This is a genomic window from Mesorhizobium sp. M0185 (assembly GCF_040322175.1).
Taxonomy (GTDB): domain Bacteria; phylum Pseudomonadota; class Alphaproteobacteria; order Rhizobiales; family Rhizobiaceae; genus Mesorhizobium.
Window position 1 is genome coordinate 50,599 of sequence record NZ_JAMYSY010000036.1, and the last position, 15,828, is coordinate 66,426.

15 protein-coding genes are annotated in these 15,828 nt (G+C 62.0%); 10 read left to right on the forward strand and 5 right to left on the reverse strand.

From position 1 onward, the window contains the following. The first annotated feature begins 5 nt into the window (after positions 1-5). Positions 6-977: an ABC transporter substrate-binding protein gene (locus tag NKJ20_RS24225; protein WP_352453393.1), complete on the forward strand. Its 972-nt coding sequence runs from the start codon at positions 6-8 to the stop codon at positions 975-977. Between the two features lie 147 nt (positions 978-1,124). Beyond that, on the forward strand, positions 1,125-1,568 hold the full coding sequence (locus tag NKJ20_RS24230; protein ID WP_352453392.1) for a CHRD domain-containing protein: 444 nt from the start codon (positions 1,125-1,127) through the stop codon (positions 1,566-1,568). Between the two features lie 40 nt (positions 1,569-1,608). On the opposite strand, the gene NKJ20_RS24235 is transcribed toward NKJ20_RS24230, so the two are convergent. The 3 genes from NKJ20_RS24235 to NKJ20_RS24245 form a co-directional block, all read right to left on the reverse strand. Continuing rightward, positions 1,609-3,258, reverse strand: a complete 1,650-nt coding sequence (locus tag NKJ20_RS24235; RefSeq protein WP_352453391.1) for a thiamine pyrophosphate-binding protein — start codon at positions 3,256-3,258, stop codon at positions 1,609-1,611. Beyond that, complete coding sequence (locus NKJ20_RS24240) at positions 3,255-4,430, reverse strand: CaiB/BaiF CoA transferase family protein (RefSeq protein WP_352747539.1); 1,176 nt, start codon at positions 4,428-4,430, stop codon at positions 3,255-3,257. Before NKJ20_RS24240 ends, NKJ20_RS24235 begins: the two co-directional genes overlap by 4 nt. A gap of 78 nt (positions 4,431-4,508) precedes the next feature. Further along, positions 4,509-5,444 carry an alpha/beta fold hydrolase gene (locus tag NKJ20_RS24245; protein WP_352747542.1) on the reverse strand — a complete coding sequence of 312 codons (936 nt, stop codon included), beginning with the start codon at positions 5,442-5,444 and terminating at the stop codon, positions 4,509-4,511. A gap of 179 nt (positions 5,445-5,623) precedes the next feature. Between NKJ20_RS24245 and NKJ20_RS24250 the strand changes: the two genes are divergently transcribed. After that, positions 5,624-6,637, forward strand: a complete 1,014-nt coding sequence (locus NKJ20_RS24250; RefSeq protein WP_352747544.1) for a ribonuclease T2 family protein — start codon at positions 5,624-5,626, stop codon at positions 6,635-6,637. 73 nt (positions 6,638-6,710) lie between these two features. Continuing rightward, positions 6,711-7,325 (forward strand): hypothetical protein, encoded by a 615-nt coding sequence (locus NKJ20_RS24255; protein ID WP_352747546.1) that lies wholly within the window; start codon positions 6,711-6,713, stop codon positions 7,323-7,325. 27 nt (positions 7,326-7,352) lie between these two features. Here NKJ20_RS24255 and NKJ20_RS24260 read toward each other — a convergent pair whose 3' ends face one another. Next, positions 7,353-8,648: a GGDEF domain-containing protein gene (locus tag NKJ20_RS24260; RefSeq protein ID WP_352747548.1), complete on the reverse strand. Its 1,296-nt coding sequence runs from the start codon at positions 8,646-8,648 to the stop codon at positions 7,353-7,355. Between the two features lie 344 nt (positions 8,649-8,992). Here NKJ20_RS24260 and ettA point away from each other — a divergent pair, with 344 nt between their 5' ends. From ettA to NKJ20_RS24275, 3 genes are all read left to right on the forward strand, one after another. Further along, entirely contained in the window at positions 8,993-10,642 is a 1,650-nt protein-coding gene (gene ettA / locus NKJ20_RS24265) for an energy-dependent translational throttle protein EttA (protein WP_352747551.1), read from the forward strand. A gap of 45 nt (positions 10,643-10,687) precedes the next feature. Continuing rightward, a complete protein-coding gene (gene tam, locus NKJ20_RS24270; protein WP_352453384.1) occupies positions 10,688-11,458 on the forward strand; it encodes a trans-aconitate 2-methyltransferase in 771 nt (256 codons plus the stop codon). A 130-nt stretch (positions 11,459-11,588) separates the two neighbouring features. Further along, entirely contained in the window at positions 11,589-12,710 is a 1,122-nt protein-coding gene (locus NKJ20_RS24275) for a beta-ketoacyl-ACP synthase III (protein WP_352747554.1), read from the forward strand. 59 nt (positions 12,711-12,769) lie between these two features. Here NKJ20_RS24275 and NKJ20_RS24280 read toward each other — a convergent pair whose 3' ends face one another. Next, positions 12,770-13,336: a methyltransferase family protein gene (locus tag NKJ20_RS24280; protein ID WP_352684680.1), complete on the reverse strand. Its 567-nt coding sequence runs from the start codon at positions 13,334-13,336 to the stop codon at positions 12,770-12,772. A gap of 368 nt (positions 13,337-13,704) precedes the next feature. On the opposite strand from NKJ20_RS24280, the gene NKJ20_RS24285 reads away from it, so the two are divergent. From NKJ20_RS24285 to NKJ20_RS24295, 3 genes are all read left to right on the forward strand, one after another. Beyond that, positions 13,705-13,950: a hypothetical protein gene (locus NKJ20_RS24285; protein ID WP_352684679.1), complete on the forward strand. Its 246-nt coding sequence runs from the start codon at positions 13,705-13,707 to the stop codon at positions 13,948-13,950. A gap of 31 nt (positions 13,951-13,981) precedes the next feature. Then, positions 13,982-14,614: a hypothetical protein gene (locus tag NKJ20_RS24290; RefSeq protein WP_352684676.1), complete on the forward strand. Its 633-nt coding sequence runs from the start codon at positions 13,982-13,984 to the stop codon at positions 14,612-14,614. Positions 14,615-14,831: 217 nt separating this feature from the next. Further along, complete coding sequence (locus NKJ20_RS24295; protein WP_352684674.1) at positions 14,832-15,449, forward strand: MOSC domain-containing protein; 618 nt, start codon at positions 14,832-14,834, stop codon at positions 15,447-15,449. Positions 15,450-15,828: the final 379 nt, after the last annotated feature.

Genomic DNA, 15,828 nt, shown 5'->3' on the forward strand with positions numbered 1-15,828 from the left:
AAAACATGAAAAGACTTGTTGTTTCGATGCTGGCCGGCGCGATGTCGCTTGCCGCGTTCCAGGCGATGGCCGCGGACAAGGTGACGCTGCAGCTGAAATGGGTCACCCAGGCACAGTTCGCCGGCTATTATGTCGCCAAAGCCAAGGGCTTCTATGACGCCGAGGGCCTCGACGTCGACATCAAGCCCGGCGGACCGGACATTGCACCGGAGCAGGTTATTGCCGGCGGCGGCGCCGACGTCATCGTCGACTGGATGGGCGGTGCGCTTGCTGCGCGCGAAAAGGGCGTGCCGCTGGTCAACATCGCCCAGCCGTTCAAGAAGGCCGGCATGGAGCTGGTCTGCCCGAAGGACGGCCCGGTCAAGACCGAAGCCGACTTCAAAGGCCATACGCTCGGCGTCTGGTTCTTCGGCAACGAATATCCGTTCTATGCCTGGATGAACAAGCTTGGCCTCAAGACCGATGGCGGGCCGGACGGCGTCACCGTGCTCAAGCAGAGCTTTGACGTGCAGCCGCTGATCCAGAAGCAGGCGGATTGCATTTCGGTCATGACCTATAACGAGTACTGGCAGCTCATCGACGCCGGCTACAAGCCGGAAGAGCTGACCGTCTTCAACTATTCCGCCATGGGCAACGATCTGCTCGAAGACGGGCTCTATGCCCTGGAGGACAAGCTCAAGGATCCGGCCTTCGAGGACAAGATGGTGCGTTTCGTGCGCGCTTCGATGAAGGGCTGGAAATACGCCGTCGACAATTCCGACGAAGCGGCCGGCATTGTCATGGACAATGGCGGCCAGGACGAGAATCACCAAAAGCGCATGATGGGCGAAGTCGCCAAGCTGATCGACAATGCCGATGGCAAGCTCGATCCGGCGACCTACGAGCGCACCGCCAAGGCGCTGCTCGACCAGAAGATCATCAGCAAGGAGCCTACCGGCGCCTACACGACGGCGATCACCGACAAGGCCATCAAATAGGGCTGTCAAACTGGCTTGTAGCGGAAAAGGGGCGGGCGACCGCCCCTTTTTAGTGGGAGGTAAAATGAACGTTACCGGCGGAAACATCCGCTCGCAAAATCGTTGTGCCGGTGCACCCGCCTCAAGGGTGTCACAACGGAGGTTTCCATGCGCATCCAGTCCTTCACGCCGATGCTTTCGGCGCTGGCCATTTCTGCAGCCATCTTCTCTGCTTCACCGGCCTTGGCCGAAACCATAAAGATGACGGCGACGCTCGATGGTGCTCAGCAGAACCCGCCCGTCACCACGAAGGGCAAAGGCACCGCCACGCTCAGGTTCAACACCGCCACCAAGAAACTCGGCTGGACCGTGAGATATTCCGGCCTCAGCGGGCCGGCGAAGGCCGCACACATTCACGGCCCGGCGGCAAAGGGTCAAAACGCCGATCCGGTGGTGCCGTTCGAAGGCAAGCTGAAGAGCCCGATCAAGGGTTCGGCGACATTGACTGATGCCCAGGCCACCGATCTTGAGGCAGGCAAATATTACGTCAACATCCACACCGCGGCCCACGCGGATGGCGAGATCCGCGGCCAGATCGAGAAGGCCAAATAGGCAGATCACGACGACAAAACAGGGCAATCATCCTGTTTTGTCAGGCCTTGTCGCGAATCTGGGTCATCGTGCGGGTCGGCGTGATGGCTTCAGGGTCGAGCCTGATCTCTACGATCGACGGCTTGCCGCTGGCCCGCGCTCGCTCGAAGGCCGCGGCGAAGTCGGCGGTCTTTTCCACCGTCTCGCCATGGCCGCCATAGGCACGGGCCAAAGCAGCAAAGTCGGGATTCTTCAAGTCCGTGGCGACGACACGGCCGGGATATTCGCGCTCCTGATGCATGCGGATGGTGCCGTAGATGCCATTGTTGACGACGATGACGATGATCGGCAGCCCGTATTGCACGGCGGTGGCGAATTCCTGGCCGTTCATCAGGAAACAGCCGTCGCCGGCGAAGGCGATCACGTCGCGGTCGGGGAAAAGCTGCTTGGCGGCGACCGCCGCCGGCGTGCCGTAGCCCATCGAGCCGGATGTGGGTGCTGCCTGCGTGCCGAAACGCCGGAAGCGATGGTAGCGATGCACCCAGGTGGCGTAGTTGCCGGCGCCGTTGGTGAGGATGGCGTCGTCCGGCAGCATCGTTTCGAGATAATTCATGATCGGCCCCATCTGGACGGCGCCGGGGCCGCTCTCCGGAGGCGTCGACCAGTCGAGATAGGCGGCGTGCAGCTTCGCTGCCTCAGCCGCCCACACCGGCGTTGCGGCCGGCTTGCGTCTGGCAAAGGCTTCGACGAAAGCGGCAGGCGAGGCATTGATCGCCAGCGCCGGCCGGTAGACGCGGCCGAGTTCGCCGGCGTCGGCATGGATATGGACCAGCGTCTGGTCGGGATAGGGGCTCTTCAGCAGCGTGTAGTCGGATGACGGCATCTCGCCCATGCGGCCGCCGATCAGCAGCACAAGGTCGGCCTGCTTGATGGCGGTTGCTACCTTGAGATTGATGCCGATGCCGACATCGCCGGCATAGTTCGGGTGGAGATGGTCGAACAGCATCTGGCGGCGGAAGGAGCAGCCGACCGGCAGTGACCAGGCTTCGGCTATCGTCCGCATCCGTGCAACGGCCTGCGCGTCCCAGCGCGTACCGCCGAGGATGACGAAGGGCCGCTTTGCCTTGTTGAGCAACACTTCCAGTGCGTCGAGCTCGACTTCGCCAGGCCGCGTCTCGACAGGGGTATAATGCCGGGCGTCCGGTGCCTCGGCGAGGCTGGTCAGCATGTCCTCGGGCAGCGAGATGACGACCGGGCCCGGGCGACCGGACGTCGCCACCGCAAAGGCGCGTGTGACGAATTCGGGTATGCGTGCGGCGTCGTCGATCTCGACCACCCATTTGGCGATATCGCCGAAGAACCTGACGTAGTCGACCTCCTGGAAGGCCTCGCGCCCCTTGGCGTGGCTGGCGACCTGGCCAATGAACAGGATGAGGGGGACTGAATCCTGCATCGCGATGTGGATGCCGGCCGAGGCATTGGTGGCGCCTGGGCCGCGGGTGACGAAGCAGATGCCGGGCCTGCCGGTCAGGCGGCCATGGCAGTCGGCCATCATTGCGGCACCGCCCTCCTGGCGGCAGACGATTGTGCGGATCGGTGAATCATGCAGCGCGTCGAGCACCGCCAGATAGGATTCGCCAGGCACGCAATAGATACGGTCCGTTCCGTTGGCTTCGAGCGCATCGACGATGAGTTGTCCGCCGGTCTTCATTTTCCTGACCTCTCCAGTTCGGCAAGGATTTCTTGGGTGTGTTCGCCGAGACGCGGCGACGGGCGCTCATAGACCAGTGGCGTGCCGGACATGACCATCGGCGCCCGCACCGAGGGCAAGAGATTGCCATGGCCGTCATCGAGGTCGAGCCGCATGCCGCGCGCTATGGTCTGCGGGTCGGCAAACATCTGGCCGATGTTGTTGATCGGGCTGGCCGGCACTCCGGCAGTCTCAAGTCTGGCCAGCAACGGGTCGCGATCGAAGGCTTTCAGCGCCTCGATCATATGCTCGCGCAGCTTCGCCCGGTTGGCGACGCGGGCGGGATTGGTGGCGAAGTCAGGGTTCGACGCCAGCTCGTCGAGGCCGACGGCAGCGCAGAACTTTGCGAACTGGCCGTCATTGCCGACCGCCAGGATGATGTGGCCATTTTTCACCGGCACCACTTCGTAGGGCGCGATGTTCATATGCGCATTGCCCATCTGCACCGGCGACTGTCCGGAGACGAGATAGTTGAGGTTCTGGTTGCCGAGCGTCGAGATCTGGGTGTCGTAGAGCGCCATGTCGATATGCTGGCCTTCGCCGGTCTTCTCGGCATGGCGAAGCGCCGCCTGGATGGCGATGACCGAATAAAGCCCGGTGAAAACATCCGATATAGCGACGCCCGCCTTTTGCGGTTCGCGGCCGGCTTCGCCGGTGATCGACATCATGCCGGCCATGCCCTGGATGATGAAATCATAGCCGGCACGCGGCGCATACGGTCCCGACTGGCCAAAACCGGTGATCGAGCAATAGATCAGCCGCGAGTTGATTTTCCTCAGGCTGTCATAGTCGAGGCCGTATTTCTTCAGTCCGCCGACTTTGAAGTTTTCGATCAGCACATCCGATGTCGCGACCAGCCGGCGCACCGTCTCGGCACCCTCGGGCGTCGAGAAGTCGATGGCGATGGAGCGCTTGCCGCGGTTGCAGGAATGGTAATAAGCGGCCGAAAGGTTCTCGCCGTCATGGCCGATGACGAAGGGCGGTCCCCATTTGCGGGTGTCGTCGCCGCCGTCCGGGCTCTCGACCTTGATCACGTCGGCGCCGAGGTCGGCAAGCAGCTGTCCGGCCCATGGCCCGGCGAGGATGCGTGCGAGTTCGATGACGCGGATGCCGTTGAGCGGAGGCTCAGTCATGGATCACCGTGGTTGATCGAAAGCGCAGCCTCTATCAATCCCGCGCGCCGCTGTCACGGCCCTTGCAATGGGCCAGTATCACTGTGCCCTCAGCACGCGGTCGGCCCAGGCGGCAAAATCCTCCATGATGATGTCTCGGTTGATCTCGTTCAGGCTTTCGTGGCGGGTTTTGGCGTAAACCTTTGAAACGAGATTCGAAAAACCCATCATGTGCATCCGGCCGGCAAGATGGCTGACCGCCTTGCCGCCGTCCGAGGCCGGATCTTGCTCGCCTCCGACCAGATTGACGAACAGGTCGCGCCGCACGCCGGAAAAATTGCGGTCGCTGCCGCAATGCAGCGTCATCATCACGATGTCCTGCCACATCGACACCGATGCGTCCCAGCCGCAAAGCGGGTCGGCGATGTATTTCTCGACTTCAGCGGCATCGCGCGACAGCCAGTCGAACGGCGTCCGGTGATTGGGCACCGCCTTGCCCCAGGCCCGGAACGTCAGCCGGGGCAGCATGCGCGACGGCACGTCTGAGCCAAGCCGGAACTTTTCCCAACCAAGCATGGCCAGCGCGATTTGGCCGAGCAGTCCGGCCGAGAAATTGCCGTTCCAGATCGCGGCGCCATGGATGCGCGCCGAGTGGCGGAGGACAAAGTTCAGCGAGACCGACGCGCCCAAGGAGTGACCGAAGACGATGACCGGCAGGCCCGGCTGTTCCCTGGCGATGAGATCATGGACGGCGGCGACATCGGCGATGACCTTGGCACCGCCATCCGCATCGGCGAACCTGCCAGGTGGCGCGTCGGGCGCCTTGGTGGCGCCGTGGCCACGGTGGTCGTGCGCGTAGACCTGGTAGCCGCGCGCGCCAAGGAAATCGGCGAAACGGGCATAGCGCGCCGCGTGCTCGGCCAACCCGTGATTGATCTGGACGATGGCGCGCGGTTGGCCGATGGCGTGTTTCACATAAAGGTTGAGCTCGGCGCCGGTCGGCGATCGAAGCACAAGCTGTTGGTCGAATGGCATCGCCGCGTCGTCTCCAACGCCCCGGCACGATACCGGACGCGAGTTTTGTTTGCGCCGGCACCGGTTTTGCGTCAATCCGGCGTGACCGATTTGCGCGCCGACGTTTACCGCGCGCTCGCAATTCTGACATGGTGACAACGGCAGTCTGTTGCCGCAGCTTTTTCAGCCGAGGGACCTTTATGCGGACAGGTTTTGTTTTCGGATTGGCGCTTGCGGCCGTGCTGCTTGCCGGCGCGGCGCGGGCCGATGTGAAGATGGCCGGCTCTTTCGTCGCCGATGCCGCCTGTCCGGCGACACAGGCGATCAAGAGCGGCAAGAATCCCGGCAATGTCTCGACCGCGGCTGGTCAGAGTTATGATCTGCTGGCCGGCAACAAGGACGCGCCCACCCACTACCTCATTCGCGTGCCGGGCGCCGATCCGGAGCGCCGCTGGGTCAAGATCAGCTGCGGTCATGTTTCGGGCGGCAGCGCGTCGACGATGCCGGCTGCACCGGCGCCTGCCGAGCCGAACAAGCCATCGGCGTCCGGAAAGCCGGAATATGTCTTCGCGCTGAGCTGGCAGCCGGCTTTTTGTGAGACCAAATCCAGCAAGGCCGAATGCCGTGCGCAGACCGCCGCCGGTTTCGATGCGACCCACTTCACCTTGCATGGATTGTGGCCGCAGCCGAACGGAAATTTCTATTGCCAGGTCGCGGCAAGCGACAAGGCGAACGACGATCCGGCACACTGGCGGGATTTGCCGTCGGTCACTCTTGACCCGAAAACGCGAGCGGAACTCGACCAGGTGATGCCGGGCACCGCGTCCGCCCTCGAAAGGCATGAATGGATCAAGCACGGCACCTGCTACGGCAAGAGCCAGCAGGAGTATTTCGCCGACGCCTTGAACCTGATGCGCGCGATGAATGCGTCGCCGGTGCGCGATCTCTTCATCAAGAACATCGGCAAGCAACTGACATCCGATCAGATCCGCAGCACCTTCGACAGTGCCTTCGGCAAAGGCGCGGGCGACCGGGTCCGCGTGTCCTGCGTGGTCGATCCCTCGAACGGCAGGCGGCTGATCGGCGAACTGACGCTCGGCCTGACCGGCCCGATCGCTTCGAACGCTTCGCTCGGTGCCCTGCTGCTTGCCTCGGCGCCGACAGCCAAGGCCGGCTGCCCGAAGGGCGCGGTCGATGCCGTCGGGTTCCAGTAAACAGGCCGTACGCGACTGTCGCTTTGCGCCGGGGATGGTATGATCCCGGGCGCATCATTCATAGGGGGTGGCGATGAGTGGTATGACGGGCGGCGCGCTGGCGCGGCTGGCGTTCTGGGCGAAGGGCATGACGGCGATCCGCGACGGCCATATGGAGTGGCCGGGCTTTTCCTACACCGAAGTGGAGTGGGCGCGCATGACCACGCTCGCCAAACCCGTCGGCAGCGGCACCTACCAATTGTTTACGCTGGTCAACGCGGCGATCTTCATCGCCATCGCCGCGCTCGGGATGTTCTGTGTCTTCCTGCCGCTGGCGGCGCTGCTGTTCCCGGTACCGGCCGAAACCAGTGGGCTCAAGTTTTCGCTGCTCCTGGCGGCATGCGCCTTGCTGATCATCGGCATCGGCCTGCCGATTTCGCTGCGTCTTTCGACCACGCTCGTGGCGCCGAAGGCAATGCGGGCCGCGCTTGTCGCCGTGCCCGGCGACCAGGCGCTTGCGGCAAAAGTGTCATGGCAGATCAACCGGATCACGCTCGTGCTCTGCGGCCTGCTGGTGCCGGGCATTCTTCTGTTCATTGCCTACGATATCGAAGCCGGCCCGATTATTACCGCGTTGAAATGGCTGGCGATCGCGCTGATGGCGGTTTCGGTTGCGATCGGCGGATGGCAGCGGCGCAAACAATCCTGATTGAGCCAATCGCAGGCCTGGGCAGCGTTACGCGCCGGCGCTGCGCTCCGGCCTGGTCCATGTGTTGCGGGCGTCTGCTTCGTTGCCGCCCGGTTCGCCGACAACGCGATCGCGTCCCGTGGATTTGGCTTTGTAGAGGCGCTGGTCGGCCAGCGCAAAGAGATCGGCAAGGCAACGGGTCGTCTCGCTGACCGTCGAGATGCCGGCGCTGACGGTAATGTCGAACCGGCTGGTGCTCGCGGACGTCTTGACCGCTTGCCTGACGGTTTCGCCCAGCAGCCTGGCGAGCGGCTGCGGACGCCAGCCGAGGATGGCGAATTCCTCACCGCCGATCCTGAACAATTGATCTTCGGTCCCGACAAGTTCGCCAAGCAAAATCGCCAGGGCTTTCAGCACCTTGTCTCCCTCGGCGTGGCCGAAGCGGTCGTTGATCGATTTGAAGTGGTCGACATCGATGATCAGCAGGCTGAGCGGCCTGGCGGTCCGCAGGCTGGCGGCGACGGCGGCCTCGCCATCGCTGTCGAAGCGCCCCCTGTGCAGGAGGCCGGTGAGGCCGTCGCGACCGACATGCTCGACCAGCGCCTCATAGCGCTCGCGATAGGTCAGCGTGTCGAAAATGTCGGAAAGCCCGCGCGGCGCCGGCACCTGCCGCGCCTCGAACCACCTGATATAGGCGACCAGCATGGTGCTGTAGACCAGGGCCGCTGCCATCTTGGCGAACCAGCCGCCGAAGAACACCGCGACCGGCGCACCGGTGACGAAATGCAGCGCCGTGAAAAAGCCTGCCTGGTCGAAGGTGAGCACGCAGGCGACGGAGACCAGGATGCGGGTGAAAAGCGCCTTGCGCAGATATTTGCCGAGCTTTTCATAGAGCAGAATGATCAGGATGGCGTCGACGAACAGCAGCGTCGTGCCCCACACCATCAGCCAGCCCATCTCGTCGATGAAGCCGATGTCGGGAAGCTTGCCGTCGGGCAGCGGTGCGATGTCGTGCAGGCGCAGGATCAGCACGAGCCCGACCATCAGGGCATTGCCGAGCAGCAGGCCGTAAATCGGCTGCCGGACAGTTGCCGCGTCCTCCTTGATGTAGAGCAGGAGCAGCATGACCAGCTTGCCGGAAAACAGCACGGCCGAACCCGGCGATACCATGCCGAACGGCAGCGCGACGTAGAAGACGCTGGCGAGATAGGTTTCCAGGAAATGCATGACGCCAAGGGCGCAAACAAAGACGCCGAGGCCGATGCGGCCCCTGAACCGGAAAAGCGTGACCATGATGCCGAAATAGAGAACCGCTTCGGCAAAAAGCAGGAAACTGTTCAACACGGCCCGATCTCTCTCCCCGAAATCGCGGCTGCCAGCGATTTCCCATCCAACATTGTTTGACGCGGAATGGTTAACCGGAGCTTTCGCCTGGGCGCCGGCACGAAATGAAGCGGCTAAGCGTTTGCGGGTGCGACCAAATCCGCCTGGAGCGGGTTATCGTTTCACGGAACCGCTGAACCGCTCGATCTTTTTTGTTTTGACGCAATTCCGGACGGAAAACCGTTTCACGCTTTTCCTGGAATTGCTTTACGGCCAAAACTGTTTGCCGTTCGCGGCCGCATCGCTTACATAGCCCCCAACTTCCATCCAATCCGACATCAGTCGACTTTTCAGGGAAAGCGCGCGTGGCACGCCAGTTCATCTATCACATGGCCGGCCTCAACAAGGCCTACGGCACCAAGAAGGTGCTCGAGAACATTCATCTGTCCTTCTATCCGGACGCCAAGATCGGCATCCTCGGCCCCAACGGCGCCGGCAAGTCGACGATCCTCAAGATCATGGCCGGCATCGACAAGGAGTGGAGCGGCGAGGCCTGGCTGGCCGAGGGTGCTACCGTCGGTTACCTGGCGCAGGAGCCGGCGCTCGATCCGAACAAGAACGTGTTCGAAAACGTCATGGAAGGCGCCGCCGCCAAGACCGCCATCATCGAGCGCTACAACGAATTGATGATGAACTATTCCGACGAGACGGCGGACGAGTCGGCCAAGCTGCAGGACGAGATGGACCGGCTCAACCTCTGGGATCTCGAACAGCAGGTCGAGATGGCGATGGAGGCACTCGGCTGCCCGCCCAAGGAGGCCGATGTCACCAAGCTGTCGGGCGGCGAACGCCGTCGCGTCGCGCTTTGCCAGCTCTTGCTGCGCCAGCCCGACCTTCTGCTGCTCGACGAGCCGACCAACCATCTCGACGCCGAGACGACGGCGTGGCTGGAAAAGCATCTGCGGGCGTATCCGGGCGCGGTGATGATCATCACCCACGATCGCTACTTCCTCGACAATGTCACCGGCTGGATCCTCGAGCTCGATCGCGGCCGCGGTATCCCCTACGAAGGCAACTACACCAAATATCTCGAAGCCAAGGCCAAGCGGCTCAAGCAGGAAGGCCGCGAGGACGATGCGCGCCAGCGGGCGATCGGCCGCGAGCGCGAGTGGATCCAGTCCAGCCCGAAAGCCCGGCAGACCAAGTCGAAAGCCCGTATCCAGGCGTTCCAGGATCTGCTGGATGCAGCCGACAAGCGGCGTCCGAGCGACACCCAGATCGTCATTCCGCATGGCGAGCGGCTCGGCAATGTGGTGATCGAGGTCGAGGGCTTGTCGAAGGGCTTTGGCGACACGCTTTTGATCGACGATCTCGAATTCAAGCTGCCGCCCGGCGGCATCGTCGGCGTCATCGGCCCGAACGGCGCCGGCAAGACGACGCTGTTCCGCATGATCACCGGCCAGGAAAAGCCGGACGCCGGCACCATTCGCGTCGGCGAGACGGTCAAGCTCGGTTATGTCGACCAGAGCCGCGACGCGCTCGACCCGACCAAGACGGTCTGGGAAGAGATCTCGGGCGGCGCCGAAGTGGTCAAGCTTGGCAAGTTCGAAGCCAACACCCGCGCCTATTGCGCGTCGTTCAATTTCCGCGGCGGCGACCAGCAGCAGAAGGTCGGCAACCTGTCCGGCGGCCAGCGCAACCGCGTGCATCTGGCCAAGATGCTGAAGACCGGCGGCAATGTGCTGCTGCTCGACGAACCGACCAACGATCTCGATACCGAAACGCTGGCTGCACTTGAAGACGCGCTCGAGAGCTTCGCCGGCTGCGCCGTCATCATCTCGCACGATCGCATGTTCCTCGATCGCCTGGCGACGCACATCCTCGCCTTCGAGGGCGATAGCCACGTCGAATGGTTCGAAGGCAATTTCGAGGATTACGAGCAGGACAAGATCCGCCGGCTTGGGCCTGAGGCGGTCAATCCGCACAGGATGACGTATAAGCGGCTGACGCGGTAAGACATTTACAGGGCGGCGAATTCTGAAATGATCTGAGGAACCAAGATGGCCGACTGGTCCGCCGCCCTCTACCTGAAATTCGAGGACGAGCGCACCCGCCCGGCGCGCGATCTCGTTGCGCAGGTGCCGGTGCCGGAACCGCGCCGGGTGGTCGACATTGGCTGCGGGCCGGGCAATTCGACCGAATTGCTGGTCGAGCGCTGGCCGCAGGCGCAGATCAGCGGCTTCGATACCTCCCTCGACATGATCGAGAAGGCGAAGGCGCGCCTGCCCGGCGTCACCCTTGCGCTGGCGGATGCGGCGGCGTGGCAGCCGAACGAACCGGTCGACGTGATCTTTGCCAATGCGGTGTTTCAGTGGCTGCCGGAGCACCCGGCAGTCTTCCAGCGGCTGATGGGATTTTTGGCGCCCGGCGGCGCGCTTGCCGTGCAGATGCCGGACAATATGGCCGAGCCTTCGCACCGGCTGATGCGGGAGACCGCGGCCGAGATGCCGTTCGCCGAAAAGCTCGAGCGCGCGGCCCGCGCGCCGCTGCCGCCGGTCGCGTTCTATTACGACCTTTTGTCGCCATTCTCGGATCGGCTCGATATCTGGCACACGATCTACAACCATCCGCTGGCCGATGCCGAGGCGATCGTCGAATGGGTGAAGTCGACGGGGCTGAAGCCGTTCCTCGATCCGCTCGACGAGAACGAGCGGCAGCTTTTCCTGAAGCGCTACACGGCCGGGATCAGCGAAGCCTATCCGAAAACGGCAAGCGGCAAGGTGTTGCTGCGCTTTCCCCGTCTCTTCATCGTGGCGCGGCGTTCCGCTTAGAAACTTTTAGACCCGTCCCAGGGACTTGATTTAAGCCGGCATAAACTGGCTAGGTGCAAAAGAGGTTGCGCCGAGCTTTTTGCGGCGTCGACATGAAGCCGCAACGCCTGCGCACGGGACGAACTGGAAAATGCATCGCGTCATCATCAGCGGCATCGGCGTTGAAATCCCCGAAGCCTCGATCACCAATGAGGAACTCGTCGCCAGCTTCAACAGCTGGGTGGACATGGAGAACATCCGGCGCGAGGTGTCGGGCGAGCCGCTGCTACAGAAATCGGACAGTGCCTTCATCGTCCATGCCTCGGGCGTCCAGACCCGCCATGTCATCGAACGGGAAGGCATCCTCGACCCGACCCGCATGGCGCCGCGCTTCCCGGCGCGGCCCGACGATGCGCTGTCGCTGGAGGCCGAGTTCGGCATCGCTTCGGCCGGCAAGGCGCTCGATCATGCCGGGCTGAAGCCGGGGGATATCGACCTGGTGATCTGCTCGGCCTCGCACCATCAGCGGCCCTATCCGGCGATCGCCATCGAAATGCAGCAGGCGCTGGGGACGAAAGGCGCCGGCTTCGATATGGGGCTTGGCTGCTCTTCGGCAGCGGCGGCGTTGCACATCGCCGTCAATCTGGTGCGGGCAGGGGCGCACAAGCGCGTGCTGGTGACGACGCCGGAGATCATCACCGGGCATCTTAATTTTCGCGACCGGCAGACGCATTTCATCTTCGGCGACGCTTCCGTGTCGATGATCGTCGAAGGGCTTGCCCAAGGCGAGAAGCGGCCGGGGCGCTTCGAGGTGCTCGACACGCGCGCCTGGACGCAGATGTCGAACAGCATCCGCACCAATCTCGGTTATTATACCCGCGCTGCCCAGGACGATCCGTACATGATCGATCTGGAAGGCAATCTGATCAAGCAGATCGGCAACAAGGTGTTCAAGGAAGTCACCGTCGCCGGCCACAAGTTCATCGTCGAATTCCTGGCCGAACACGGGCTGACGCCGCAAGCGATCCGGCGCTTCTGGCTGCATCAGGCCAATGCACGGATGAACGCCATGATCCTGAAACTGTCGTTCGGCCATGACGTCGACCATGACCGCGCGCCGATGGTGCTGGAGCGCCTCGGCAACACCGCCGCCGCCGGTGCCATCATCGCCCTGTCGGAGAACCATGCCGACATGAAGGCCGGCGACTACGGCCTGCTCTGCGCCTTCGGCGCCGGCTACTCGATCGGCGGCGCGCTGTTGCGCATGCTTTAGATTTTTGTTTTACGCATGTCGTTGTCCCAAAACCGCTGCACACTTTTGGGCGTCATGCATTAGCTCGGCGCGAACGGCACCAGCATCGGAACGCGCCTGGCATAGTCGTCGTAAGCGCGACCCAGTTCGCCGCGCAGAAAATGCTCCTCCAGCCTTGCCTTCATGACGATGCCGACGGTGATGAGGATGGCGCCAGCAACGCCCCAGACCGTGCCTTTCGCCGCCATGGTGGCGAGGATCGCCAGAAGCAGCCCGGTATAGATCGGGTGGCGGACCAGCCGGTAAGGGCCGGTGTCGACGACGCGATGCGCGGCCTTGGCGGTGACCGTGGCCGACCACAGGCGGCCAAGATGCAGCCGCGCCCACCAGGCGAATGCCAGGCCGGCGGCAATCAGCGCGACGCAGATCCACGCTTCGGCAAGGTTCGGCGTCCAAAGCCTCAGCCGGCCGGCATAACCGTGCGCCGGGATGAAGAGAAGGATCGTGCCGAGCACCATGACGGCGCGGGATGGAAGCTCCACCCCGAAGCCGGCGCGTTTTTCGGCCCGGTCGGCCCAGAAGGCGGCCGCGGCCCATGAAACCACCCAGAGCAGCCACAGCAGCGCGATTGCCGATGCGGGATGCATGATGAACCTCCGCGGGCTTGACCTGATCGGATATTATCAGCCGATGCAGCGCGACAGCAATGCGGCACGGGCGCGGAATGGAGCTGGTCCAGCCTGGAAGGGGGTTGTCGGCGCCGAATCGTATCAGCCGCCTTGATTCGAGCATCAACGCTGGACGCAGCACCAACTCACCGGCCGCATTGTCGATCGCCGGGATGAGACGGTGGCCCGTCTGGTCGAGGTAACTGGCATCAACAAGAAGGGCGATGCGCTGCCGGGCGCCACACCAATCCTATCTCGATCCAAATCAGGTCAATGCCTTTATCGCGCTCGCCGAGCGTGAAATCTGTATCGGCGCTGGCGATGGTATGTCGCGGGCCGGATGAAGGATGTCGAAATGCTGCCAAGCACTGTCGCCATGGCTGGCGATGCTCCAGCAGCGCGTGCTGCTCGATCTGATTGGCGATGCCGCCCTGCTGAAGGCGCAGCAGAAGAGGGCTGATGCACTGCTCATGGCACGGCTTCCAGCTATGGTTCAGAGTCTCGCAGAGCAGGCAGTAGAGGCTGGCAGGGTCGAAAACTACTCGTGCGGTTGCACAAAAAACAAGTCCATTGTCAAAATCAGTAAACTATGATTTTCTGATAACTATCTTTTGGGGGGATATCATGAAAGCACTAGTGTGTACGGTCGTTGCGACAATCTTCGCCACCAGCGCGTTGGCTAATGAGGCTCTTGATTCCAGAAAATATGCGCAATGCGACTTTTTTGTTACCTTTGAGAATAGAACAGCAGAGCCGATTTCTGAATTGGCTCAGGGAGGATGCGAGACTGGCGGCGGGGGGGAGAAGAATTGCACTGCAGAAATATCACCATCAAGAGAAAACTATATTATAAAGACAGACGCTGACCTAAACGGACCTTATACCTGTATAAAATTGGATGGTGACAACCCTTGTGCCTTTGTGAGAGCTGCTCCTATGAGGCTTCAGGAGAGCCACGCCAGTCGTATTTTCCAGACCAATTCAGACAGAGTGCTCGTCATCGCGTCTGTCCCTCAACTAAAGATTTCAAAGACTTACGAGGATAAGGAGCAAAAGCCGCTCACCTTATATACAGGATCTAGATTTGCTGTGAGGGTATTAAAAACTTCCGCTAGCGCTCGATTTGAATGTAAAATGGCGAACGGTGATCAGGAAATTTTTCCGATAGTGGATAAAAATCTGAATGACCACATCAAGTTTGTAAACCTCAACAGCGCGGATCCGGTATTCACGGTTTATTCGTTTAAAGTGGAATGATGGCTTGGGTAATTGGGTGGAAACAAACGATTCACCTGGTTGACGCAGACAATGGTCGGTGGAAGTTCCGTCACGGACAATAAGTTCGAAAACCCCGCTGCCGAATCGGACGCGGGTTTTTCGCGCTTCAGGGCATGTATGACGACTGAGCTTCACTTCGACTGGACGCTGTAAATCGACTTCGGCTAACTGCGCCCCGTCGCAAGGAATGAAACCAATGCTGGATATGTTTCCCGCAACCGAAACTCCGGTCGAGATCGTGCCGGCGCGAAAACTCGCCGCCATGGTGGCCGCGCTTTACCTCGCACCGTTCGATCATTTCGAGACACGGGCAGTGGATAAGTTGCAACTCGGCTTCGACGGCATCGACGGCGATTTCCACGCCGGCACAACGCGGCGCTCCGGCGGGCGGGAACCCTGGTATCCGCGCGGCACCGAGATGCGCAACGAGCGGCAATTGTCGATCGTGGCAGCGGACGAACTGGCAATCGTCGCCGAACGGATGGGCATCGCCGAGATCAAGCCGGAATGGATCGGCGCCAATCTCCTGATCGAAGGCCTGCCGCACCTCTCGATGCTGCCGTCCGGCACGCAGCTGTTCTTCAAAGGCGGCGCGACCGTCAAGATCGACGCGCAGAACGGGCCTTGCCGCATCGCGGGCAGGTCGGTCGCCGAGAATGCCGGGATGGCCGATCATGAGGCCGGCGCGCTGCTGTTCCCGAAAGCGGCGAAGCGCTTGCGTGGGCTCGTCGCCTGGGTCGAGAAGCCCGGCGCGATCACGGCCGGCGAGGAGATTTCGGTGCGCGTGCCGGAACAGTGGATTTACCGGGTCTAGTTGCTTTCCAGGCAAGGCGTAGACTTGGGTTCCTCGCCCCCACTTTCGTGGGGCGAGGAACCCAAGCTGGAATGAAGCCGCGATGCCAACCTGAAGCGATTTCCCTAAAACACGGCAAGTTTGTTCTTGCTTTGTGCCGGCAGCTATGCTACTAATTTGGGTGTGGTGCCAATTGGCTCCAACGACCCGCCCGCGAGGCGGGTTTTTTATTTTCAAGCTTTGAAAGTTCCGATGTTGCCGACCTGAGGTCGGCGGGATAGCGCCCTGGACAGCACCCCCCTCTGGCCTGCCGGCCATCTCCCCCTCAAGGGGGTGTTTGGACCGGAGACATCGCGAACAGGTGTGCGAGGACATCGCGAACAGTTTTGCGCGTTTTGCG

Bases quoted from the DNA above. Each gene is read 5' to 3' on its own strand.
- NKJ20_RS24225 (WP_352453393.1), top strand. From the start codon at position 6: ATGAAAAGACTTGTTGTTTCGATGCTGGCCGGCGCGATGTCGCTTGCC.
- NKJ20_RS24230 (WP_352453392.1), top strand. From the start codon at position 1,125: ATGCGCATCCAGTCCTTCACGCCGATGCTTTCGGCGCTGGCCATTTCT.
- NKJ20_RS24235 (WP_352453391.1), bottom strand. From the start codon at position 3,258: ATGAAGACCGGCGGACAACTCATCGTCGATGCGCTCGAAGCCAACGGA.
- NKJ20_RS24240 (WP_352747539.1), bottom strand. From the start codon at position 4,430: ATGACTGAGCCTCCGCTCAACGGCATCCGCGTCATCGAACTCGCACGC.
- NKJ20_RS24245 (WP_352747542.1), bottom strand. From the start codon at position 5,444: ATGCCATTCGACCAACAGCTTGTGCTTCGATCGCCGACCGGCGCCGAG.
- NKJ20_RS24250 (WP_352747544.1), top strand. From the start codon at position 5,624: ATGCGGACAGGTTTTGTTTTCGGATTGGCGCTTGCGGCCGTGCTGCTT.
- NKJ20_RS24255 (WP_352747546.1), top strand. From the start codon at position 6,711: ATGAGTGGTATGACGGGCGGCGCGCTGGCGCGGCTGGCGTTCTGGGCG.
- tam (WP_352453384.1), top strand. From the start codon at position 10,688: ATGGCCGACTGGTCCGCCGCCCTCTACCTGAAATTCGAGGACGAGCGC.
- NKJ20_RS24275 (WP_352747554.1), top strand. From the start codon at position 11,589: ATGCATCGCGTCATCATCAGCGGCATCGGCGTTGAAATCCCCGAAGCC.
- NKJ20_RS24280 (WP_352684680.1), bottom strand. From the start codon at position 13,336: ATGCATCCCGCATCGGCAATCGCGCTGCTGTGGCTGCTCTGGGTGGTT.
- NKJ20_RS24285 (WP_352684679.1), top strand. From the start codon at position 13,705: ATGTCGAAATGCTGCCAAGCACTGTCGCCATGGCTGGCGATGCTCCAG.
- NKJ20_RS24290 (WP_352684676.1), top strand. From the start codon at position 13,982: ATGAAAGCACTAGTGTGTACGGTCGTTGCGACAATCTTCGCCACCAGC.
- NKJ20_RS24295 (WP_352684674.1), top strand. From the start codon at position 14,832: ATGCTGGATATGTTTCCCGCAACCGAAACTCCGGTCGAGATCGTGCCG.